The sequence below is a fragment of the Curtobacterium sp. ISL-83 genome (assembly GCF_018613895.1).
Taxonomy (GTDB): domain Bacteria; phylum Actinomycetota; class Actinomycetes; order Actinomycetales; family Microbacteriaceae; genus Curtobacterium.
In genome coordinates, this window is sequence record NZ_JAGGPH010000005.1 from 1 (window position 1) to 22,580 (window position 22,580).

The 22,580-nt window shown below is 71.1% G+C and carries 23 protein-coding genes; 2 read left to right on the forward strand and 21 right to left on the reverse strand.

What is annotated here, in order from left to right:
* Nucleotides 1–526: 526 nt before the first annotated feature.
* The gene (locus J7E22_RS03400) at nt 527–1,519 is read right to left on the reverse strand and encodes a tetratricopeptide repeat protein (protein ID WP_214978913.1); all 993 of its coding nucleotides are present in this window, start codon (nt 1,517–1,519) and stop codon (nt 527–529) included.
* Entirely contained in the window at nt 1,516–3,252 is a 1,737-nt protein-coding gene (locus J7E22_RS03405) for a hypothetical protein (RefSeq protein ID WP_214978916.1), read from the reverse strand. Before J7E22_RS03405 ends, J7E22_RS03400 begins: the two co-directional genes overlap by 4 nt.
* Nucleotides 3,253–3,480: 228 nt before the next feature.
* On the opposite strand from J7E22_RS03405, the gene J7E22_RS03410 reads away from it, so the two are divergent.
* Nucleotides 3,481–5,301 carry a hypothetical protein gene (locus J7E22_RS03410; protein ID WP_214978918.1) on the forward strand — a complete coding sequence of 607 codons (1,821 nt, stop codon included), beginning with the start codon at nt 3,481–3,483 and terminating at the stop codon, nt 5,299–5,301.
* Between the two features lie 55 nt (nt 5,302–5,356).
* On the opposite strand, the gene J7E22_RS03415 is transcribed toward J7E22_RS03410, so the two are convergent.
* The 10 genes from J7E22_RS03415 to J7E22_RS03460 form a co-directional block, all read right to left on the reverse strand.
* A complete protein-coding gene (locus J7E22_RS03415) occupies nt 5,357–6,127 on the reverse strand; it encodes an alpha/beta hydrolase (protein ID WP_214978920.1) in 771 nt (256 codons plus the stop codon).
* Complete coding sequence (locus tag J7E22_RS03420; RefSeq protein WP_214978922.1) at nt 6,124–6,435, reverse strand: hypothetical protein; 312 nt, start codon at nt 6,433–6,435, stop codon at nt 6,124–6,126. Before J7E22_RS03420 ends, J7E22_RS03415 begins: the two co-directional genes overlap by 4 nt.
* Nucleotides 6,436–6,448: 13 nt before the next feature.
* Nucleotides 6,449–7,441: a hypothetical protein gene (locus J7E22_RS17425; RefSeq protein WP_251008692.1), complete on the reverse strand. Its 993-nt coding sequence runs from the start codon at nt 7,439–7,441 to the stop codon at nt 6,449–6,451.
* A 45-nt stretch (nt 7,442–7,486) separates the two neighbouring features.
* Nucleotides 7,487–8,035, reverse strand: a complete 549-nt coding sequence (locus J7E22_RS03430; protein ID WP_214978924.1) for a DivIVA domain-containing protein — start codon at nt 8,033–8,035, stop codon at nt 7,487–7,489.
* 121 nt (nt 8,036–8,156) lie between these two features.
* Nucleotides 8,157–9,152, reverse strand: a complete 996-nt coding sequence (locus J7E22_RS03435; protein ID WP_214978925.1) for a phosphatidate cytidylyltransferase — start codon at nt 9,150–9,152, stop codon at nt 8,157–8,159.
* Nucleotides 9,152–9,706, reverse strand: a complete 555-nt coding sequence (frr, locus tag J7E22_RS03440) for a ribosome recycling factor (RefSeq protein ID WP_214978928.1) — start codon at nt 9,704–9,706, stop codon at nt 9,152–9,154. Before frr ends, J7E22_RS03435 begins: the two co-directional genes overlap by 1 nt.
* A gap of 47 nt (nt 9,707–9,753) precedes the next feature.
* On the reverse strand, nt 9,754–10,473 hold the full coding sequence (gene pyrH, locus J7E22_RS03445; protein ID WP_214978930.1) for a UMP kinase: 720 nt from the start codon (nt 10,471–10,473) through the stop codon (nt 9,754–9,756).
* A 153-nt stretch (nt 10,474–10,626) separates the two neighbouring features.
* The gene (gene tsf / locus J7E22_RS03450; RefSeq protein WP_214978932.1) at nt 10,627–11,454 is read right to left on the reverse strand and encodes a translation elongation factor Ts; all 828 of its coding nucleotides are present in this window, start codon (nt 11,452–11,454) and stop codon (nt 10,627–10,629) included.
* Nucleotides 11,455–11,544: 90 nt separating this feature from the next.
* Nucleotides 11,545–12,471, reverse strand: coding sequence for a 30S ribosomal protein S2 (rpsB, locus tag J7E22_RS03455; protein ID WP_214978934.1), 927 nt, complete (start codon nt 12,469–12,471; stop codon nt 11,545–11,547).
* A 281-nt stretch (nt 12,472–12,752) separates the two neighbouring features.
* Nucleotides 12,753–14,192 (reverse strand): sugar porter family MFS transporter, encoded by a 1,440-nt coding sequence (locus tag J7E22_RS03460; protein WP_308159135.1) that lies wholly within the window; start codon nt 14,190–14,192, stop codon nt 12,753–12,755.
* Between the two features lie 340 nt (nt 14,193–14,532).
* Between J7E22_RS03460 and J7E22_RS03465 the strand changes: the two genes are divergently transcribed.
* Nucleotides 14,533–15,273 carry a murein hydrolase activator EnvC gene (locus J7E22_RS03465; protein ID WP_214978936.1) on the forward strand — a complete coding sequence of 247 codons (741 nt, stop codon included), beginning with the start codon at nt 14,533–14,535 and terminating at the stop codon, nt 15,271–15,273.
* A 42-nt stretch (nt 15,274–15,315) separates the two neighbouring features.
* Here the strand turns inward: J7E22_RS03465 and J7E22_RS03470 are convergent, their stop codons facing one another.
* From J7E22_RS03470 to rplS, 9 genes are all read right to left on the reverse strand, one after another.
* Nucleotides 15,316–16,338, reverse strand: coding sequence for a tyrosine recombinase XerC (locus J7E22_RS03470; protein ID WP_308159136.1), 1,023 nt, complete (start codon nt 16,336–16,338; stop codon nt 15,316–15,318).
* 25 nt (nt 16,339–16,363) lie between these two features.
* On the reverse strand, nt 16,364–17,608 hold the full coding sequence (gene dprA / locus J7E22_RS03475) for a DNA-processing protein DprA (protein WP_308159137.1): 1,245 nt from the start codon (nt 17,606–17,608) through the stop codon (nt 16,364–16,366).
* Complete coding sequence (locus J7E22_RS03480; RefSeq protein ID WP_214978941.1) at nt 17,605–19,128, reverse strand: YifB family Mg chelatase-like AAA ATPase; 1,524 nt, start codon at nt 19,126–19,128, stop codon at nt 17,605–17,607. Before J7E22_RS03480 ends, dprA begins: the two co-directional genes overlap by 4 nt.
* Complete coding sequence (locus J7E22_RS03485) at nt 19,125–19,514, reverse strand: YraN family protein (protein WP_214978943.1); 390 nt, start codon at nt 19,512–19,514, stop codon at nt 19,125–19,127. The genes J7E22_RS03480 and J7E22_RS03485 overlap by 4 nt, the downstream gene beginning before the upstream one ends.
* Nucleotides 19,515–19,692: 178 nt before the next feature.
* Nucleotides 19,693–20,046: an Lsr2 family protein gene (locus J7E22_RS03490; RefSeq protein WP_214978945.1), complete on the reverse strand. Its 354-nt coding sequence runs from the start codon at nt 20,044–20,046 to the stop codon at nt 19,693–19,695.
* A 105-nt stretch (nt 20,047–20,151) separates the two neighbouring features.
* Complete coding sequence (locus J7E22_RS03495) at nt 20,152–20,475, reverse strand: DUF2469 family protein (RefSeq protein WP_214978948.1); 324 nt, start codon at nt 20,473–20,475, stop codon at nt 20,152–20,154.
* A gap of 100 nt (nt 20,476–20,575) precedes the next feature.
* Nucleotides 20,576–21,280, reverse strand: coding sequence for a ribonuclease HII (locus J7E22_RS03500; RefSeq protein ID WP_214978950.1), 705 nt, complete (start codon nt 21,278–21,280; stop codon nt 20,576–20,578).
* Nucleotides 21,277–22,023, reverse strand: a complete 747-nt coding sequence (gene lepB / locus J7E22_RS03505; RefSeq protein WP_214978953.1) for a signal peptidase I — start codon at nt 22,021–22,023, stop codon at nt 21,277–21,279. The genes J7E22_RS03500 and lepB overlap by 4 nt, the downstream gene beginning before the upstream one ends.
* 129 nt (nt 22,024–22,152) lie before the next feature.
* The gene (rplS, locus tag J7E22_RS03510) at nt 22,153–22,509 is read right to left on the reverse strand and encodes a 50S ribosomal protein L19 (protein WP_214978955.1); all 357 of its coding nucleotides are present in this window, start codon (nt 22,507–22,509) and stop codon (nt 22,153–22,155) included.
* Between the last annotated feature and the right edge of the window lie 71 nt (nt 22,510–22,580).

Sequence of the window (22,580 nt, forward strand, 5' to 3'; positions counted from 1 at the left end):
CCCGCCACGCCGCCGACCTCCCGCGACGCCGACGAAGCCCCGAGATGCCGCCGGAACTGGCACCGTCTCTCAGCGCGCCCGGCGTCTCACGAAGACGGGGGCGTCTCACGCAGACGGCGGCGTCCCCCCGCCACGCCGCCGACCTCCCCGCGACGCCGACGAAGCCCCGAGACGCCGCCGGAACTGGCACCGTCTCGCAGCGCGCCCGGCGTCTCACGAAGACGGGGGCGTCTCACGCAGACGGCGGCGTCCCCCCACCACGCCGCCGACCTCCCGAGACGCCGCCGAAGCCCCGAGACGCCGCCAGAAGCCGCACCGTCTCGCAGCGCGCCCGGCGTCACACGAAGACGGGGGCGTCTCACGCAGACGGGGGCGTCCCGCGGACGCGGAGGCATCCGCCCGAGACGCCGTCGTCCCGACGAAGCACCCCGCAACGCACGAGGCGCCGCCGGAAACGGCGGCGCCTCGTGCTCTCGGCGGTGCGTGAAGGATCGAGCGGCGTCACACGCGGACGGCCGCGGCGGCCTCAGTAGAGCGCGCTCGCCAGCCGACGTCGCGCCGCGACGACCCGCGGGTCCTTGGCACCGATCAACTCGAAGTACTCGACCAGCCGGACACGGAGTGCCTCGCGCTCCTCGCCGAACACCGTCGGGACGAGGTCCAGCAGCCGGACGAACGCGTCCTCCACGTGGCCCCCGGAGATGTCCAGGTCGGCCACGGCCAGCTGCGCCTCGACATCTCGGGGCCCAGCGGCGGCGGCGGCGGAACGGATCTCGTCGGCGGTCCGCCCGTCGAGACGTGCCAGGAGCGACACCTGCGCAAGGCCCGCCACGGCCATCTGGTCGTGCGGGTCCTGCAGGATCGCGGTCTTGTACTCCGCGATCGCCGTGGTGTAGTCGCCCTGTTCGATCGCGTCGTACGCGGCCTGGTGGTGCGGCGGGAGCGGTTCGGGCTCGGGTTCACCCTGCTCGGCGGCCTCGCTCACGGCGCCGTCGACGGCGACCCGTCCGGCGACGCCGTTCTGCTCAGCAGCGGCGACGACCTGCTCGAAGACGTCGCGGACCTGCGCTTCGGGCAGCGCACCGACGAAGAGCCCCAGGGGGCGACCGGCGATGACGGCCGCCACGGTCGGGATCGACTGCGCCTGGAACGCCTGCACGAGCTGCGGGTTCGTGTCGGCGTCCACCTTGGCGAGCACGACCCGTCCGTCGTACTCCGCCGTGAGCTGCTCGAGGATCGGCGACAGCTGCTTGCACGGACCGCACCACTCCGCCCAGATGTCGACGATCACGGGCACCACGGACGAGAGCTCGAGGATGTCCTGGAACGTCTGGTCGGTCACGTCCATGACCAGCGACGGGACGGTCACGTCCGCGCCGGTCGGCGGCGTCGCAGCGCCGACGCCGCCGGGCGCACCGGCGGCGGTCGGCGGCTGGGGCGGCCGCTGCGCGCGGTCGACGAGGGACGACAGGTCGACGGCTCCGCGGAGTCCGGCCGGTGTCGGGGGGATGTTCGTCATTGCACCTCACTCGCTGCTGTCAGGCCCTGCGTGAAGCCGAGCAGGACCACTTTGCCATCCGTGCCGACCGGCGGCACGTAGAAGAGCAGCTGCACGCCGTACGTGGCGGTGATGCCCTTCTTGCTGGAGTCGACGCCGGACAGCGCCTTCACCGCACCCTCGGTGTTGACCTCGGCACCGGCGGCGGTCGGCGTGACCTTCTCGATCTCGTTGAGGTCGGCCGACACGAGCGCTCCGGCCTTGTCGGTGGCGATGGCCACGGCACTGTCCGAGGGGACCTCAGAGGAGTACTCGATCTTGGCGGTGTCGGGCAGCGCCGCGGACTTCTTGTCCTTGTACGCCTTCCCGATGGTCGAACGGAGACCGTCCCCCTCGCTCTGGAACAGGTTCGCGTACCGGCTGGCGGCGTCCTTCGCGAGGATGTCGCTGTACGCCGTCGCGACCCCACCCGGTGCGATCGCGAGCAGCTTCGAGTTCGACGCGAGCAGCGCGGCCCCGATCGACGTCGGTGCGAGGGTCGGCAGCTTGGCGTCCGCCTCGAGCGACACGTCGTACGCGACCTTGTAGTCGTCACGAGCGGAGTCCTGCACGAGCGTGAGCGCCTGCGGCGCCGTCTTGGCGGTGCAGTCGTCAGCAACGACCGCGAAGACCGTCCGCGGCCAGCTGTCGGTCTGCTGCGGCAGCGCCACGCAGACCTGCCCGGCCGAGATGACCGGCGGGGCGCTGACCCCGGAGTCCTTGCCGCGGATCGTGTAGTTCGCCTCGCGCAGCTGGAGCGCGGAACCGGTGAAGCGGGTCGCCGCGAGCCGGGCGTCGCGAGCGCCGTCGGACTGCTTCGCGACCACGGCGACGCGCTGGACGATGCGCATGATCTGCTGCTTGGAGGCGGCGGTCGGCTCCGACGGGGCGGCCGCCGCCGTCGCGGCCATGGTCGGCGTCGGGGTCGCCTGACCCCCGCCGTGCGGCCAGTACTCCGAGGAGCACCCCGCCAGCATCAGGGCACCGACCAGCACCAGCGGCACGGCGACGAACGCCCGGCGCCCACGACGGCCCCGGGCCGGCACCTGCGCGCCTGCAGCGGCAGCGCGGCGCGATGCGCGGACGCGCGGCGGCCGCGTTCCGCCGCTCCGTCGGCGCGGACCACGTCCGCGACGCTGGTGGACGAAGGCCCAGACGAGCAGCACGAGCCCACCCAGCACGAAGACGCCCCCCGCGACGAGGAGCGGACCGACTGCCGGGGTCGACGTGTCGCGGGGCCACGTGACCGAGACGTCGGTCGGTGCGGCACCCTTGCCGTCGCCGACGACGATCACGGAGACGTCGGCGGGCAGCCGGACGGTGAACTGTCCGGGCCCGTCGTACTCCTGGTACCAGAGGTCACTGCCCTTCGGCGACGGCACGGTGCTCTCGGAGCCGGTCGTCTTGCCGACCAGGCGGCCCGCTGCAGCGTCGAAGCGCAGGGTGGTGTGCTTCGCGTCACCGATCCAGGCGTTGACGTCGGTGGTCTTGCCGTACGCGGCGAACACCGTGCCGGATCCGGTCACGTTGACGCGCTGGTAGCCGGGGTTCGCGTTGAGCGTCGAGCCCGGGATCACCGTGACCGGAGCAGAGGTCTTCGTGGACGACTCGGCGACGAGGGACGACGGAGGGGCGAAGACGGTGCGCTGCCCGACCGCCAAGGCGACGAGCAACAGACCGATGACGAAACTGACGATCGCCAGGACGAATCGCACGGATCTTCTCCCTACCGCGCCGGGGTGGGGGATCGGCGCGCGAATCAGCGCTCAACGATAGCGAGCAACCCTGAACACTGCATCTCCGCGTGCCGTTGCGGACATCCCGTCGTCCGTCCGGGCCCACGGAGCACCGATCGACAGCCCCTCGGAAGCACGGATCGGGCACCACTACAATCGGTGCGCGGGCCGCTGGGGTCCGCCGTACGACCCCCGGGGAGCGACAACGTGGCCAACGACGAGGCAGAGTTCGGTTCCGAGCTGCGCGGGTACCGCCGTGACGACGTGGACCGCGCGCTGAACGACCTGCGCCGCGAGCTCATCAAGTCGAACAACGACCGCGCCGAGGCCGCGAAGGAGATCCGGCTCCTGCAGACCCGCGTCTCGGAACTCCAGGGCGAGCTCGACGAGGCCGGCACCCCGACGTACAGCGGGCTCGGCACGCGACTCGAGTCCACCCTGCGCGTCGCCGAGGAGCAGTCGACCCGGCTCATCGCGCAGGCGGACATCGACGCCCAGCGCCTCCGTGCCTCCAGCCGCGCCGAAGCCGACCGCCTGGTCCGTGAAGCGCAGGAAGAATCCCGCGACACCCTCGAGGACGCTCGAACCCGAGCCACCAACGAGCTGGCACGCGCCCGAGCCGAGTCGGCGGACACCGTCGAGCGCGCCCGTGCCGAGTCCGGCCTGCTCGTCCAGGACGCCCAGAACGAGGCCGCCACGATCCGCGGAGCCGCGCTCACCGAAGCCGCCGAGGTCCGGTCGGTGGCGATCCGCGAGACGAACGCGCTCCGGGCGCAGGTCGAGCACGAGGTCGCCGAGCTGCGGGAGATCGCGCAGCGCGAATCGGCCGACGCTCGTCAGGCCGCAGCGGACCTCGACCGGGAGACCGCACACCGCCGGAGCGTGTTCGACGCCGAGCACACGCGCCGGCTCGAGGACCTCGACCGTGCCGAGACGACCCGTCGGGCGGCGCTCGACCGCGAGATCGCCGAAGGCCGGGCGGCCTGGGTGCGCGAGCGCGACGACCAGCAGCAGGCACACGCCCTGGCGCTGGAAACGGGCCGAGCCGACCTCGACGCCGAGGTCACTGACCGCCGCGCCGGGCTCACGACGGAACTGGCCGAGCAGCGTCGTGTGGTGGACGAGGAACTCGCCGCGGCACGCAGCGAGTGGGCTCGCGAACTCGCCTCCGCACGCGCCGCCCTCGACCAGGAGATCGCCGCCGCACAGGCGCTCCTCCGCGTCGACGAGGAGCAGACGCTCGCCGAGAACGCCCGGCTCGTGCAGGAGACCGCCGATCGGATCGCACGGGAACTCGAGCAGCACCAGGCCCGGATCGAGCGCGAGCGCGCGGAGGCCGACGCCGCTGCGGAACGCCTCACTCGCGAGCTGGAGAACGAGATCGCCGCCCGCCGCGAGCGCGAGCACGCCGAGGTCGACACCGAAATCGCCGACCGTCGCACCACGGAACTCGACGCGCTCGAAGCCGAACGCGCCGCCCTCCGCCAGGAGATCGACACCGCCCGCGCCGGGTTCGCGAAGGAACGTGACGAGGTCCGCGCCGAGATCGCCCGCGAGCGCGACGAAGCCCGGACGACCCTCGAGTCGGAGCTCGCCGCCCGCCGCGACGACGCCGAGCAGGACTACCTGCAGAAGCACCACGAGACGGTCACCGAGACGCAGAAGTACCTGGACGAGGCGAACCTGCAGCTCGCGGAGGCCACCCGCCGGGCGGCCGAGGCACGCGAACGCGCCGAGCGCCTGCAGCAGGAGGCCGACGACCTCGAGCGGAGCAGCACGGCCGAAGCGCAGGAACACGCTCGGACAATCATCGCCGAGGCCCAGGAGCGCGTGCACCGCATGATCGCGGACGCCGAGGAACGGACCGCGGGGCAGATCGCCGAGGCAGAGGACCGGCTATCGGCGATCCGCACCGAGCGCGACGCCGTCGCCGGGTACCTCGAGAACCTGCGTGGCGTGCTCTCGCACGCCGCCGGAGTGATCGTCGACGACGGCGCGACGCGAGGAACCAACGCCAGCGACCGCTGAGCGGTGAGCCGGCCTGGAGGCGCGACCAGCGCCTCCAGGCCGGCTCCAGTGGTGCTCAGACCGGCCAGTGCGTCGGCAGCGGTGCACTGCCCGGGACCACGAGGTCCGCGATCGCGTCCAGCACGATGCGGACGTACCGCTCTCCCACCCATAGGTGCTTCGCACCCGCGACCGGGACGACGCGCACCTCCGGCGCGAGCGCGAAACGACGGGCCGCCTCGGCAGGCTGCAGGAAGTCGTCGTGCTCGGGGACGAGCGCGACCACCGGGACCCCGACGCCCGCCCACCGTGCCAGCTCGGCGTCGCTCGTCCGGTGCAGCGGCGGCGAGAGCAGCACGACGCCCGCGACCCGCCCGGCTGCCACGTGCTCGAGCGCGTGCTTGAGGATCACCTCGGTCCCGAAGGACCACCCGACGAGCCACGGCGCCGGCAGACCGCGGTCGTGGGTCTCCTGCACGGCAGCACGGAGGTCGAAGCCCTCGGAGACCCCGTCACCGAACACGCCCTCGGACGTGCCGCGCGGTGAGGTCACGGAGCGGAAGTTGAACCGGAGCACCGCGATGTCCGCGAGTGCCGGGAGGCGTGCGGCTGCCTTCTTCAGGACGTGCGAGTCCATGAAGCCGTGCGCGGTCGGCAGCGGGTGCAGTGTGACGATCGTGCCGCGCGTCGGCCGGTCCAGGGGCTCGGCGAGTTCGCCGACCAGGGTCAGGTGGTCGTCGGTGACGAGCTCGATGTCCGTGCGCCGCGCAGGGAGCTCGGTCCCGGAGCGGATCTCGCCCGACGAGCCGTCGTCGGCGACGGGCCCGCCGTGGGCTGCAGCGGTCACGCGATGCTCCAGCAGTGGTTGTGCCAGTGCCGCCGGGACGCCAGGTCAGCGTCGTCACCGAGCACCCCGTCCGCACGCCACACGACGACGTGTGCGACCCCGGGGAGGACGGTGCCGCCACAGCCGGGGCAGACGTACTCCTTCTGCGCCGAGGCAGCGGAGATCGGCTGGACGGTGTACTCGTGGCCACGCCGGAACTCCGTGTGCCGCCACGAGGTCATCAGGCGCTCGAGGCCCGGTGACTCCTCGCCGTGGTCGATCCCGAACCCGGCTCCGCGAGGACGCCGAGGCCGGTTGCTGCGCGGCACCCCCGGGTACCGATCAGTACCAGTTGAACGACTGGCTGTGACCCCAGGCACCGCACGGCGTGCCGTAGACGCCGGTGATGTAGTTCAGACCCCAGGTGATCTGCGTCGCGGGGTTCGTCTGCCAGTCGGCACCAGCCGAGGCCATCTTGCTGCCGGGCAGTGCCTGCGGGATGCCGTACGCGCCGCTCGGGTTGTAGGCGTTGACGCGCCACCCGGATTCCTTGTTCCAGAGCGAGACCAGGCAGTTGTACTGGTCGGTCCCCCACCCGCGCGCGGCGACGAGCTGCTGGGCGATTGCCTGGGCGCTGCCCGGGTCCGGCGCAGCGGCGGTCGCGGCGAGCGTGTTGCTCGGCGTGACGGCCGGCGTCGCTGCGGACGTCGGGGTGGTCGGCGTGGCCGCGGGCACGACCTTCGGCGCGACGACGACCTTCGGCTTCGGCAGGGTGACGCCGTAGCCGTCACGCGAGGTGTCGAACCCGGCGTAGGTGCCGTGTGCGGAGAACTGCTGCGGCGCGACGGGGGGCGCCTTCGCGAGGACCGGGGCGATGACCGCGGCCTGCGCGACGTCGGCCTGCATCGGGTTGAAGAGCGAGCCGCCCACGAACCCGAACACCGCGAAGAACGACAGCGCGGGGATCGTCGCGCGCTTGCGCATGAACGAGTTCACACCGCGCATCGGCTTCGTCGGCGCGGCGACCGCGCGGGCCCGCTGCTGCTTGACCGCCCGCGGGTCGACGCGAGCCGAGGGAGCGGGGTGCGCCGCCGCGGCGTGGACGACCCGTGCGTCGGAGACGCGGTTCGCCGCGACCGACTTCGGGGCGATGACCGGGGCGGTCGGCGACGTCGCCGCACTGCCCCGGTCCGTCACCGCGAGGGCCGGAGCCGTCGTTCGGGTTCGCTTGAGTGCCGCGCGGCGCTCACCGGCGACCGAGTGGTCGAGGTGCTCGCGGGTATCGCGGTCGGAGCCGTTGTCTGCCGTGTGCCTGCCCATGAGTTCGTCCAGCATAACGGAACGATCACGGAAAGCGAAGCACCGACCCCAGGCGCGTCGTCAGCGGACAGCGAGCATGACCTCGACGACGGCGTCGAGGAGGGCGTCGACCTGTGCTTCGCGGTACCCGCCGTGCTTGGGACGGAACACCGCGGAGCGCACTTCGGTCAGGCTGAGCGGCTTGCCGTCGCGGAAGTAGCCCCCGAGCCGGGCGGCGAACGCGTCGACGTCCTTCGGGTGGTAGCCGGTCGCGAGGACGTTCACACGCTGGAAGCGCTGGCCGTCCGGGCGCTCGAGCCGGGCGACGACGTCCGAGGCCTTCGAGCGCGCCTCGTCGTACCAGGCCTTCTGCCCCATGTCGGCGATCTCACGCTCGCGCTCCCGCGCGGCGAAGGCGTCCTCGAGCCGCTCGAGCGCGGCGTCGACGTGCGCGGTCGAGTACCCGCCCTTGCGCATCGAGAACGCGGTCGCGCGGATCTTCGCGGCCTCGATGCCGGGGGCGCTGTCGTTTGCGGTGTACGCCCGACGGGCGTCCTCGAGGAAACGCTCGACCTCGTCGACGTCGTAGCCGAGGGCGGAGCGGTCTGCGTTCGGGAAGGTGGTGGCCACGGCGACATTCTGCCAGGTGCGCGCCCTCACGACACCTGGGTGTCCGACGACACTTGGGTGTCCGACGACACCTGGGTGTACCGGGAGCGCCAGCGAGGACTCGGGGCGAGGCTTGGGCGACTCAGTGGTTGACGACGAGGTACATCACGTACGCGACGGCGGCGGACGGCAGGACGCTGTCGATCCGGTCGAGCATGCCGCCGTGTCCGGGCAGGAACGACGAGATGTCCTTGATGCCCAGGTCGCGCTTGATCATCGACTCGGTCAGGTCGCCGAGCGTGGCGGATCCCGAGATGAGGACTCCGAGCACCACCCCCGACCACCAGGGCAGGCCGAGCAGGAGCATGCACACCACGATGCCGACGACGATGCTCGCGCCGACCGACCCGACGAAGCCCTCCCAGGTCTTCTTCGGGCTGATCCGCGGGGCCATCGGGTGCTTGCCGAAGTTGAGCCCGGTCGCGTAGGCACCGGTGTCGACCGCCACCACGACGAACAGGAACGCGATCACCCACAGCTGGCCGCGGTCCTGCGCGGTGAGCAGCACGACGCAGACGCCGAGCAGGGTGACGTACGCCTGGACGAACAGCCCGTTCGTGAGGTCCCGGACGACGCTGACCGCGGGTGGCTTCGTGCGAGCGAACGCGACCTCGACCAGGCGCCACAGGGAGATGAACACGATCCCGCCGAGGAGCGTCAGGAGCGCGCCGACCTGGCCGCCGAGGTACGCGGCCACGACCACGGCGACGCTGACGACCACGGTCGGCACCCGCGGGACGTCCCGACCGGCGAACCGCATGGCGCTGGCGAGCTCGTACACGCCGACGCCGAGCAGGAACGCCGCGACCAGCATGAACGACGGCTTCCACAGCACCAGCGAGCTGATCACGACGACCGCGAACGCGAGGGCGATGGCGATCGCTGCCGGCAGGTTGCGGCCGGTCCGAGCGGTCAGTGCCTCGTTGCGCGCGCCGAAGTCGGCCCGACGTTGCCGGAGCTGCGCCTCGAAGTCGTTGCGCGCCGCTCGTGCGCGGGCGTCGAAGTCCTGGCGCAGCCCCTTCTTCGTGGAGGCTGGTGCTGGTGTGGGGCGCTCATCGCCCTGGTCCGGACGGGGCATCAGACCTCGAGGAGTTCGGCTTCCTTCTTCTTCAGCGCGTCGTCGATCTGGTCGACGTGCTTCTTCGTGAGCGTCTCGAGGTCCTTGTCCGCACGGGAGATCTCGTCGTCCGAGATCTCACCCTTCAGCGCGTCGAGGTCGTCCTTCGCCTTGCGGCGGATGTTCCGGACGACGACCTTGTGGTCCTCGCCCTTGCTGCGGACGAGCTTGACGAACTCCTTGCGGCGGTCCTTCGTGAGCTCCGGGATCGTGACGCGCACGATCTCGCCGTCGTTCGTCGGGCTGGCACCGAGGTTCGGGAACGTCGCGATGGAGCGCTCGATCTCCTTCAGCGCGGTCTTGTCGTACGGCGTCACGATGAGCGTCCGCGCTTCGGGCGTCTGGAGGGACGCGAGCTGCGCGAGCGGAGTCGGCGTGCCGTAGTACTCGACCGGGATCTTCTGGAAGAGCGCGGCGTTGATGCGCCCGGTGCGGACGGTCGAGAAGTCGTCCTTGGCGACGTCGACGGCCTTCGCCATCTTCTCGGTGGCTTCGGTGAGGACATCACTGATCACGGTGGTTCTCCTTCGGTACTGGCGTCGAGTCTAGTCAGCCGTACGGGTCAGTTGCTGACCACCGTGCCGATGCGCTCCCCGCGGATGGCGGCGCGGACGTTGCCCTCACCCTCCATCCCGAAGACGTGCATCGGCATCCCGTTGTCCATGCAGAGCGAGAACGCGGTGGCGTCGACGACCTTGAGCCCCTTCAGCAGGGCGTCCTGGTAGGTCACGTGGTGCAGCTTCTCGGCCGACGCGTCCTTCTTCGGGTCCGCCGTGTAGACGCCGTCGACGCCGTTCTTGGCGACGAGCACCTCGTCCGCCTTGATCTCGAGGGCGCGCTGCGCGGCCACGGTGTCCGTCGAGAAGTAGGGCAGACCCGCACCCGCGCCGAAGATCACGACCCGGCCCTTCTCGAGGTGCCGTTCGGCGCGTCGCGGGATGTACGGCTCGGCGACCTGGGTCATCGCGATGGCGGACTGCACGCGCGTGGCGGCACCGGCCTGCTCCAGGAAGTCCTGCAGCGCGAGCGCGTTCATCACGGTCCCGAGCATGCCCATGTAGTCGGCCCGGCCACGGTCCATGCCGCGCTGCGAGAGCTCGGCGCCGCGGAAGAAGTTCCCTCCGCCGACGACGATCGCGATCTCGACCTCGCGCGACGCCGTGGCGATCTCCCGTGCGATGGCACCGATCACGTCGGGGTTCACGCCGAGGCTCCCGGCTCCGAACGCCTCCCCCGACAGCTTCAGCAGGACTCGGCGTCGTCCGGTCTTCTCGTCGGTCATGTGGTCGCACCCTTCGTCGGAGTCTCGTGGGAATCTACCCGGCCGGAGCCGGTCCGGCGGAGGCGGGTCGTGCCTCCAGGCCGGTCGTCCGCGCGCGAGCGCGCGAAAACGGGGTCAGGAACCGATGTGGTTCCTGACCCCGTCACGGGTTCGTTACGCGCCGACCTTGACGCGGGTGAAACCCTGGATGGTGATGCCGGCGTTCGCCGCCGCCTTCGCGACGGAGATCTTGTTGTCCTTCGCGTAGTCCTGCTCGAGGAGCGCGATGCCCTTGATGAAGGAGTTCAGGCGGCCCTCGACGATCTTCGGGAGTGCAGCCTCGGGCTTGCCCTCTTCGCGCGTGATCGCCTCGACGGTCGCACGCTCCTTCTCGATGGCCTCGGTGGGGACCTCGTCGCGCGTCAGGTACGACGGCGCGGCGAAGGCGATGTGCTGCGCGATGGAACGGGCCTCGGCGGCGTCGTCACCCTCGTAGGCGACGACGACGGCGATCTGCGGCGGCAGGTCTTGGCTCGTCTTGTGCAGGTAGATCTCGAAGTTGGTGCCCTCGACACGGCGGACCGTGCGGAGCTCGAGCTTCTCACCGAGCTGCGCGGCAGCCTCGTTGATGATGTCCCCGACGGTCTGACCGTCGACGGTCGCGGCCTTGCCGGCCTCGACGTCAGCGGCACCCGCGGCGGCGACGCCACCGAGGACCTTGTCGGCGAGCGCGGTGAAGCGCTCGTTCTTCGCGACGAAGTCGGTCTCGCTCGCGAGCTCGACGACCGTTGCGGCGCCGTTCTCGGCGCTGGCGACGACGACACCCTCGGACGTGGAACGGTCCTCGCGCTTGGCAACGCTCTTCGCACCCTTGATGCGGAGGAGCTCGACGGCCTTCTCGTAGTCGCCGTCGGCCTCGACGAGCGCGTTCTTCGCGTCCATCATGCCGGCCCCGAGCTGCTCACGGAGCTTCTTCACGTCAGCTGCGCTGAAGTTTGCCATCGACTGGCGTCCTTTCTGGACTTTGCGTTTGTGGAACGAGGAGAGCGAGGCAGGGGCGCCGGACCGGGATCGGTCCGGCGCCCCTGGTGCTCACTCGGCGGGGGTGGTCTCCGCGGCAGCGGCGGCCTCGGCCGTCGGCTCGGCGTTCTTGTCGGCGTCGGCGATCGGCTCGCCGATCTCCTTCGCGGCGACCTGCGCGTCGGCGTCGTTCTCCTCGACCGTGGCGCCCTCGCCCTCGGTCTGACCGGCGGCGGGGGCCGCGGTGTCACCGGAGAGGAGCTCCTGCTCCCACTCGGCGAGCGGCTCGGCCGCTTCCTCGGATCCACCCTGGTGGCGGGTCTTCAGGCCCTCGGCCGCGGCGTCGGCGACGATGCGCGTCAGCAGACCGACGGAGCGGATCGCGTCGTCGTTGCCCGGGATCGGGTACGTGATCTCGTCGGGGTCGCAGTTGGTGTCGAGGATGCCGATGATCGGGATCCCGAGCTTCTGCGCCTCGTCGACGGCGAGGTGCTCCTTCTTCGTGTCGACGATCCAGAGCGCGCTCGGGGTCCGCGTGAGGTTGCGGATACCACCGAGGGTCTTGTGGAGCTTGTCCAGCTCGCGCTTCTTGATGAGGAGCTCCTTCTTGGTGAAGCCCTTCGTCGTGTCGTCGAAGTCGATCTCCTCGAGCTCCTTCATGCGCGCGAGGCGCTTGGAGACCGTCTGGAAGTTCGTGAGCAGACCGCCGAGCCACCGCTGGTTGACGTACGGCTGGCCGACGCGGGTCGCCTGCTCGGCGATGGAGCCCTGGGCCTGCTTCTTGGTGCCCACGAAGAGGATCGTGCCACCGTGCGCGACGGTCTCCTTGACGAAGTCGTACGCGCTGTCGATGTAGCCCAGCGACTGCTGCAGGTCGATGATGTGGATGCCGGAGCGCTCGGCGAGGATGAATCGCTTCACCTTCGGGTTCCACCGACGGGTCTGGTGTCCGAAGTGGACGCCGCTGTCGAGCAGCTGGCGGATGGTGACGACGGCCATGCCGTCCTCCTTCTTCTCGGCGCACGGAACGAGCGTGCGCACGGTTGCGGTTGTGTCGATCACGACCGGTGGCCGGGATCCCTGGTGCCCTGTCCGCACGACCGCCCGCTCGCGAGAGCGGGACCGGTGGTCGCGGGACGTGCCGTTGCCGGCACTGTGGACACGCGAAGTCAGCGCGCTCAGCGCGCTGCTGCCGCAACTCTAGCAGGTCGGGAGAGACGGGAGGCGCGGTGTGGGTCGGACCCACACCGCGCCTCCCGTCCGGGTCGCCCCAGGACGCGTCAGGACTTCGCGCCGACCGTCCCGGCCTCGGCGGAGATGCCCATCTCCTCGAGCGAGCGGCCCTTCGTCTCCGGGATCTTCGCGAGGACGAAGAACAGCGACAGCAGCGCGAACAGGGCGTAGATCCCGTACGTCACGGTCAGGTTGAAGCCGGACAGGACCGGGAACGAGATGGTGACCACGAAGTTCGCGATCCAGTTCGCCGAGGAACCGATGCCGAGCGCGGTGGCACGGATCCGGTTCGGGAACATCTCACCGAGCAGCACCCACATGAGCGGTCCCCAGGTGGCACCGAACGAGACGACGAACAGGTTCGCGAAGACGAGCGCCACGACGCCCCACGAGCCGGGGAGGCTCGGGCTGCCGTGCACGACCGTGGCCTGCGAGAACGCGATCGCCACCATGGTGAGCGAGACGAACATGCCGCCGGACCCGACCAACAGGAGCGGCTTCCGGCCGACCTTGTCCACCAGGAAGATCGCGATGAACGTCACCGCGACGTTCACCACCGACGTGATGGTCGAGATGAGGAACGAGTCGGTCTCCTTGAAGCCGACCGCCTGCCAGAGCGTCGTCGAGTAGTAGAAGATCACGTTGATGCCGACGAACTGCTGCAGCACGGCGAGGATGATGCCGACCCAGACGATGGGCTTCAGCCCGAACCGGTCGCCGCGGACCGTGCCCTTGGCCTCGGTGGCCTCACGGTCGAGGCCGTCCTGGATCTCGTCGATGCTCGTGTTCACCGTGTCCGGCGGGACGATCTTCGTCATGACGTCACGGGCGTCGTCCTTCCGCCCCTTGGCGAGCAGGAAGCGGGGCGACTCCGGCAGCGTGATGGCGAGGATGCCGTAGACCACCGACGGGATCACGCCGACGAGGAACATCCAGCGCCAGGCCGGCAGCCCGAAGACGTCGGCGGACGCGCTGCCACCGGTCACCGCGAAGAACTGGTCCGACAGCAGGGCCGCGAAGATACCGACGGTGATCGCCAGCTGCTGGAACGACGCCAGACGCCCGCGGATCTGCTTCGGCGACACCTCGGAGATGTACGCCGGTGCGATGACCGACGCGGTCCCGATGCCGAGGCCACCGACGAGGCGCCAGATGACGAAGTCCCACGTGGCGAACGCGAAGGCGCTCCCGATCGAGCTCGCGAGGAACAGGACCGCGGCCCAGAACATCACGCGCGTGCGGCCCCAGCGGTCGGCGAGGCGGCCCGCGAAGTACGCACCGAAGGCGCAGCCGATCAGTGCCGAGGCGACCGCGAACCCGCTGCCGGCGTCGGACAGGTGGAACTGGTTCTTGATCGCGTCCACGGCGCCGTTGATGACCGAGGAATCGAAACCGAAGAGGAAACCGCCGACCGCTGCTGCGATCGCGAACGCGGTGACCTTCCCCTTGAACGCACGGTCCTCGCCGTGCTGGGTGGACGTCGACACGATGCTCCAGCTCTCCCGCCGCCGTGCGGGTGACAGCACGGTGCCCCGGCGGTCGGCTGGTTCGCCGTCCGAGCGGCGTTGCGTGTTCCGGAGCGGCCCCGACCATACTCCTCGGGCGGGCGGTGGTCACATCGGGTCGGGTTCTGCCGCAGAGATCCCGGTGGGCGGGTTGGTTCCGGCGGCGCCGGTCGTACGCAGGTCCCGGTCGGTCGTGCGCAGCTCACGGTCGGTCGTGCTCAGGTCCCGGTCGGTCGCCCACAGGCCTGGAGGCCCGGCTCGCTGTCCACAGGTCGAGGTGCGTCGGCCGTGGGTCCGGCCGTCGACCGGCATGTTGACTGGCATGGCAGCGATCGGTGCGCGGGTGGTCCCGCTGGCGTTCAGGGTGTGGGTGGCGACGGCCGCGGGTCTCGGGCTCGCGGCAGCGGCCGTGACCGGCTTCGGGTTCGGGTTCGGGTTCGGCGGTGCTGCCGAGCCCCCGGCGGCGCATGGCACCGTGGCGGTGGAACCCAGTCCAGTCCTGTTCGGTGCTGGCGGGTCCGGTGCAGGCGGGTCTGGTGCAGTCGGGTCTGGTGCAGCCCGGTCCCATGCTGGCCAGTCCACCGGGACCGGAGACGATGCGGCCGATTTCGGGTCGGCGGGCGCGCGTCCTTCCGAGACCGACGCGCCGTGGGTGTGGCCGACCGGCAGCCGGGTGGTGGCCCGGCCGTGGGAAGCCCCGTCGAGCGACTACGGCCCCGGGCACCGCGGCGTGGACGTCCCAGCCGGGCTCGGGACCACGGCTGTGGCGGTCGGCGCCGGCACGATCACCTTCGCCGGTCCGGTCGGCGGTCGGACCGTCGTGACCATCGACCACGGCGGTGGCCTGCTCAGCACGCTCGACTCGGTCGATCCCCTGGTCGCGACGGGCGACATCGTCGAGCAGGGCGACGTGGTCGGGAGGGTCGCGGTGGGCCACTGCCCGGCGTCCGCGCCCTGTCTGCACCTCGGGGCACGCGTGGACGGCCGGTACGTGGACCCGACGGCGTTCCTGCCGCCGGCGGCGTGGCCGGTGCTGCTGCCGGACGATGCCTGGCCGGGCTGACGGATGACCGGAGCTGCCGTCCGTGACGCCCGGGATGGCGGGTCAGGCGCGCGGGTGCGCGGTGCGGTAGACCTCCCGCAACCGCGCCGACGACACGTGCGTGTAGATCTGCGTCGTCCCGAGACTCGCGTGCCCCAGGAGTTCCTGCACCGCCCGCAGGTCCGCTCCCCCGTCGAGCAGGTGCGTCGCCGCCGTGTGCCGGAAGGTGTGCGGGCCGCTCGGGCCGTCACCGGGCAGGTCCTGCAGGAGCCGAGCGACGATCCGGTACGCGCCGCGGACACCCAGGCGTCCCCCGCGGTCTGCGAGGAACAGGGCGCCGTCGTCGGGCCCGGTACCGCGCTCGACGAGGACGGGGCGCCCCTGCGCGAGCCATCGTTCCACCGCGTCGCGAGCCGGCACGCCGAAGGGCACGACGCGCTCCTTGCCGCCCTTGCCGAGCACCCGCACCGTCAGCCGAGCACGATCGACGTCGGCGACGTCGATGCCGACCAGCTCGCTCACGCGGATGGCGGCTGCGTAGAGCAGTTCGACCACCGCCAGGTCACGGAGGGCGACGGGATCGTCGGTGGCCGCACGCGCTGCGAGGCCGTCGAGCAGCACGCGGACCTGGTCGGCGGTGACGACGCGGGGCAGGTGGCTCCCGCCCTTCGGCGCCCGCAGCCGCGCCCCGGGGTCGGTCGAGACGACGCCGGACTCGCTCGCCCACCGGGTGAACGCCCGCGCCGATGACGACCGGCGCGCGATGGTCGAGCGGGCCAGGCCCCGTTGGTCCGCCTCCCAGAGCCAGTCACGGAGGAGCTCGATCCCCAGATCGGCGGCGTGCCCCGCTCCCCTGGCCCGCGCGAAGGTCACGAGTTGTTCCAGGTCGTTCGCGTAGGCGCGGACGGTCTGTTCGCTGAGTCCCCGCGCATGCCGCGCGTGCTCGAGGAAGGCGTGGACCGAGGCATCGAGCGACGGGACCGGCGACGGGGTGTGCGGAAGCCCGGCCCCGGCCCCGGCGACGGCGGCGTCCCGGGCCCCATGCACCGAGTGCCCCTCGGCGAGCCCCTCGGTCGTGTCGTCCACGGCCCCAGCGTACGACCGGCCGCCGTCAGGACCGTGCCCATCCGCCGGGCGTGTGCGTCACCAGCCCCTGGAGCTGCGCGAGGGCCAACGCGTCCGAGGCGTCCCCGATGGAGAGCCCCGACCGCCGCGCGAGCTCCTCGGTCGGGAGCGCACGCCGTCCGAGCGCGTCCACCACGCGGACGACGGCAGGGTCCTCGCGGGCGCCGACCAGCACCTCGTCCGGGACCTCCATCGGCACCGGTCCCGCGGCTTCGACGGCGGCGAGGGCGGGGTCCCGAGGATGCACCGCGAGCTGCGCTCGTCCCTGCGCCACCAGACGGTGGCATCCCACCGAGGCCGCGGACGAGAACGCGCCGGGCACGGCGAACACCGGGCGACCGAGTTGTCCGGCGTGGTGGGCGGTGTTCAGTGCGCCGGAGCGCGCTCCGGCCTCGACCACCACCACGGCATCGGACAGCGCCGCGATGAGCCGGTTCCGTGCGAGGAACCGCCAGCGTGTGGGGCGTGTACCGGGCGGCGACTCCGCCGCGAGCATCCCCTGTCGCGCGACGTTCCGCAGCAGGTCGACGTTGCCCGCCGGGTAGAGCTGGTCGATGCCGCCCGCGAGCACCGCCACGGTCGGCGTGCCGGCCGCGATCGCGACCCGGTGCGCGACGGCGTCGATGCCGTACGCGCCCCCGCTCACCACGACACACCCGGCGTCGGCAGCGGCTGACGCGACCTCCGCGGCCGCCTCCGCGCCCGCCACGGTGTTCGCCCGTGATCCCACGACCCCGAGTGCCGGTGGCCGATCTGGCGTCGTGGGCCCCTCGTCCGCCGGGCGGTGACGGGTCCACAGCACGATCGGGGCGTGCGGCCCGAGGTCGTCGAGCCCGAGTGGCCACCCCGGGGCACCTGGCACGAGCAGTGACGATCCCACGACCGAGGCTGCGGCGAGTACGTCGGCGACGTCGACCGTGCCGAGACGAGGACGCCACCGGTCGAGGGCGGCCTCGAGCACCGCCGCCCACGCGTCGGGAATCTCGGCGCCGGCTGTCCCGGCCTCCGCGCAGCGTGCGACGAGGCCGTCGATCCCGTCATCGACCGCGAGGAGGACCGCGCCGAGCGCTCGCTCGGGCCCGAGGGAGGCGATGAGTTCCCCCGCGACCGCGTCCCCGGGCTCCACGACGGCCGACCACGCGATCCTTGCCGCAGCCTCCACCGGGTCCACGTCGTCCGCCGCCGGGCCGAGCGCTCGGCGCACCCTCCCGAGGAGATCCGAGCCGCTCACAGTGCGCTCCGGAGCGCCAGGGCGTCGCGGACCTGGTCCCGGGTCGGTCGTGGTGCCTCGGCGAGGTCCGTGAGCGTCCAGGCCAGCCGCATCACCCGGTCCCATCCGCGCATCGTCAGCGTGCCGAGGTCGAGCGCCCGGTCGAGGTCGGTCGTCGCCCCGGGTGCCGACCGACCGTCGGACCGGAGCCAGGCACCGGCCGCTTCGGCGTTCCGGGTCCAGCCGGTCCCACGCAGGCGGTGGGCCATGCGATCGCGTGCCCCGGCCACGACTTCCCGCGCGCGAGCGCTGGACATCGTCGCCCCGGCGGACCGGCGGACGACCGCCGTCGTGACGCGGGGCACGAGCACACGGATGTCCATCCGGTCGAGCAGCGGGCCGGACATCCGCCCGAGGTACCGACGAACCGCACCGGGTGGGCACTCACACGGCTGCCCGTGCGCTCCCCCGGCGTTCCCGCACGGGCACGGGTTCGCGGCGAGCACCACCTGGCACCGGGCCGGGAACTCCGCAGCGCCCGCCGCTCGGTGGACGGTGATGCGGCCGGACTCGAGCGGCTGGCGGAGCGCGTCGAGCACGGCGCGCGGGAACTCCGGCGCCTCGTCGAGGAACAGCACACCTCTTGTCGCACGCGACACCGCCCCGGGGCGGATCACGCCGGACCCACCGCCGATCAGCGCGACCGCGGACGCCGAGTGGTGCGGTGCTTCCCACGGCGGCCGTCTGGTCCACGAGGCCGACCCGTGACCGGCGACCGAGCGGACCGCTGCGACCTCGAGTGCGGCGGCGTCGTCCAGGTCCGGGAGGATCCCCGGCAGTCGCTCCGCCAGCATGGTCTTCCCCGCACCCGGCGGCCCGAGGAGCAACACGTGGTGTCCACCGGCAGCCGCTGCGACCACCGCGCGGACGCCGATCTCGTTCCCGACCACGTCGGCCAGTTCCGCGACGGGCTGACGTTCGGGCGCGACCGTGTTGGCCGCGACCGCCTCGACCTCGACCGGGGGCAGCAGCGCTCCCGCGTCGATGGCGGCAGCACGCAACGAGTCGACGCCGAGCAACGGGATCCCGGACACCACGCGGGCCTCGTCGAGGTTGCCGACGGGCAGGACCACCCGTGCGGCTCCGGCGTCACGCGCGGCCAACACCATCGGGATCACGCCGGGGACGGGCCGCACCCGCCCGTCGAGCCCGAGTTCCCCGATGTAGACGACCTGCTCCGACGCGGCCGGTGCGAGCCCGGCACCGGCGAGGACCGCCATCGCGATCGCCAGGTCGAAGCCCGACCCACGCTTCGGGATCGCCGCCGGGGTGAGGTTCACCGTGATCCGTCGGCTCGGCAGCGGGCACCCGGCGTTGACCGCCGCCGAGCGCACCCGCTCGCGCGCTTCACCCAGGGACGTGTCCGGCAGCCCGATGATCGTGAACGCCGGGAGTTGGCTCGTCAGGTGGGCTTCAACCTCGATCCGTCGCCCCGTCACGCCGACGAGTGCCACCGCAGCAGCGCGACCGATCTCGGTCACAGCACGCCTGCCACGTGCTCGACCACGACCAGGGGTCCGTCGACGTGGACGGCGAGCGCGTCGATCCGGATCGCCCGCGCGGACACCTCGGGGTGGTCGTCGAACCACGCCGGGACCAACCGTCGGAGCCGCAGCACCTTGGACGCGGTGATCGCTTCGAAGGGGTGCCCGGTCCGGAGGCCGGACCGGGTCTTCACCTCGACGAAGACGAGTGTGCAGGAATCCCACGCGATGATGTCGATCTCACCCCGGGCGCAGCGCCAGTTGCGTTCCACCACCCGGAATCCGTGTTCGCGGAGCCATTCCGCGGCGTGCTCTTCGCCGTACCTGCCGAGCGACCTGTTGCGCAGCGAGTCCCCGGGCCGATCATGTGCTGTCTGTTCCATCTGTTGCCTCCGCCCCAACCCTCGTGCGCGCACCGCATCCGGCAGAGCCGCTCTGCGGAAGCTGTGGACGAACAACGAAACGGAGGCCGGTGTGGAGGAATGAGCGAGGGCGTGTCACGCAGCCCGGGAACGACGAAACCCGGACGACCGACGTCGTCCGGGTTTCGCGGGGAACAGCTCAGTGCGCGGCGGCGTACGCCTCTTGCACCTGGGTCGAGATGCGGCCACGGGTGGAGACCTCGTACCCGTTCTCCTTGGCCCATTCGCGGATCTTCGCGAGTTCCTCGGAGTTGCCGCGCTTCGGAGCCGCCTTCGGGGCACCGGTCGCGCCGCTGGTCCGTCGACCGGAGACCTTGCGGGCCGCCGCGACGTAGTCGGAGATAGCCTCGCGGAACTTGTCGACGTTGTCGTTCGTCAGGTCGATCTCGTACGACGAACCATCGAAGCCGAATTCGAGCGTGCGCCCTTCACCCGGGGTGATCGGCGAGTCGTCGAGATCGTCGACGAGCTGGACGGTGACCTTCTGTGCCATTGCGTGCTCCTCAGTGGGGAAAAGAAATCCCCACCACGATAGCGCAACGAATGCCATTCCGCCGGAATGCGGTGCGTATGCCACCCATTCCCAAGGAACTGACGATCACTCGTCGAGTGCGAGTTCTTTCGGGAGTTCGAGTTCGCGGGTCGTGAGTTCCTCGACGTTCACGTCCTTGAACGTCAGGACGCGGACGGATTTCACGAAACGGTCGGAGCGGTACACGTCCCAGACCCACACGTCGTTCATCGTCAATTCGAAGTAGAAATCGTGCTCGGTGTCCCGGCGCGCGAGTTCGACCTCGTTCGCCAGGTAGAAACGTCGCTCGGTCTCGACCACGTAGCGGAACTGCGACACGACGTCGCGGTACTCGCGGTACAGGGCAAGTTCGACCTCGCGGTCGTAGTCGTCGAATTCGTCGTCATCCATCGCGCCCACAGTCTACGGCGACGATGGCGACCGCGGGCACGGTCCCGCGCAGCCGTCCCCGTCACGCGTCCGGCGCGTGGGGCGATCGGGCGGAGGCGGGTCAGCCGGCGGCGTCGAGCTCGTCGAACCCGGCCAGTGCGACGTCCGACGCCTGGTGCAACCACGACGTCCGGTGCAGGGCGTGCGGCCCCACCGTCCGGATCGCCTCGTAGTGCGCGGTCGACCCGTAGCCCTTGTTCGACGCCCACGCGTAGTGCGGGGCATCCTGGTGCGCCGCGGTCATCAGCGCGTCCCGCTCGACCTTCGCGACCACGGACGCCGCCGCGACCGAGGCGCAGTCCCGGTCCGCCTTCACCCGGACCACGACGTCGAGCGCCCCGGCCGTGCCGCAGAGGGACCCCGGGACGGCGCGCGTGAGCCAGTCGAAGGAACCGTCGAGCACGACGACCGCCCCGTCCAACGAGAGGCCGTCGGCGACGAGCGCCTTGAGCGCAGCGGCCCCGGCCTGGCCGAGCGCCGGCACGATGCCCTGCCGGTCCACCACGTCAGCGGGCGCCATGCCGACCGCGGTGCGCGCCCAGCGGGTCACGACGGGGACGAGGGCTGTGCGGCGGGGAGCACTGAGGAGCTTCGAGTCCGCGAGGCCCTGCGGCACCCGTCCGACGTCGATCGTGACCGCGGCGACCCCGACGGCGACCGGACCGGCGATGGCGCCGCGGCCGACCTCGTCCATGCCGATCACCGTCACGCGCCCCTCGCCGAGCAGGCGCTTCTCGACGCGGAGGGACGGGCGGACGGGGGTCACTTGCCCCGCTCCTCCACACCGGCGAAGACGTCCGGGTAGTCGTTGAGCCACGTCCAGCGACTCGTCGGCCAGGAGATCACGAACGCGCGCCCGGTGACGTCGGACATCGGAACGAAGCCCTTCGACGGGGTGTCCCCGTTGTAGCGGGAGTCCTTCGAGTCGTAGCGGTTGTCGCCCATCACCCAGATGGTGCCCTTCGGCACCGTGACCGAGAAGTCGGTGCCCGAGGCGCGGGTCTCGCCGACCGGCAGCTTCAGGTAGGGCTCCTTGATGGGCACGCCGTTGACGGACATCTGCCCGAGGTCGTTGCAGCAGGACACCTTGTCACCGGGCAGCCCGATGACGCGCTTGATCAGGTGGTCGTCGCTGTCGCCGGTGCCGAGTCCGACCTGGGTTAGCAGCCAGTCGGCGGCCTTGCCGACCGAGGACTTCGGCGTCACGTTCGGCAGCGTCTCACCGGCCAGCCACCCGCCCGGGTCCTTGAACACGACGACGTCGCCGCGCTTCAGCGCGACCATGTTCGGCACGAGTTCGTTGACGATCACCCGGTCGTTGATCTGCAGCGTGTTCTCCATCGACGCCGACGGGATGTAGAACGAGCGGATCAGGAAGGTCTTGACGAGGAACGAGACGAGCAGCGCCGCGATGAAGATGATGACGAGGTCCCGCAGGAAGGTGAGGACGCCGTTCCGCTTCTTCTCAGTCCTCGGCGGCCGCCCAGAGCCCTGCGTCGTGTCCGTCATTTCCACTCTCGTTCCGTGCACCGTCGCGTGGGTGCGCGACAAAGGGAAAGCCCCCCGTCGATGCACAACCGTACATGGACGAGGGGCCGACAGCGCCGTCCGGCACGCGGACGCTCACTGTGAAGGCGATCAGTTGTCGCGCTTCTCCTTGATCTTGCGGCGGGCTGCCTTGCCGCGCAGTTCGCGCAGGTAGTACAGCTTCGCGCGACGGACGTCACCGCGGGTGACGATCTCGATGTGGTCGATGATCGGCGAGTGCACCGGGAACCAGCGCTCGACGCCGACCTGGAAGCTCACCTTGCGGACCTTGAAGGTCTCGCCGATGCCGTGACCCTGACGGCCGATGACGACGCCCTGGAACACCTGGATACGCGAGCGCGTGCCTTCGATGATGTTGACGTGCACCTTGATGGTGTCGCCGGCGCGGAAGTCCGGGACGTCGGTGCGCAGCGATGCTGCGTCGACGTTGTCGAGGAGCTGACTCATGTTGGGTTCACTCTCTGCGGACGCACACGGGTCGCCGCGGATCGATTTCTGGAAAGAATGTGGTGCGTACC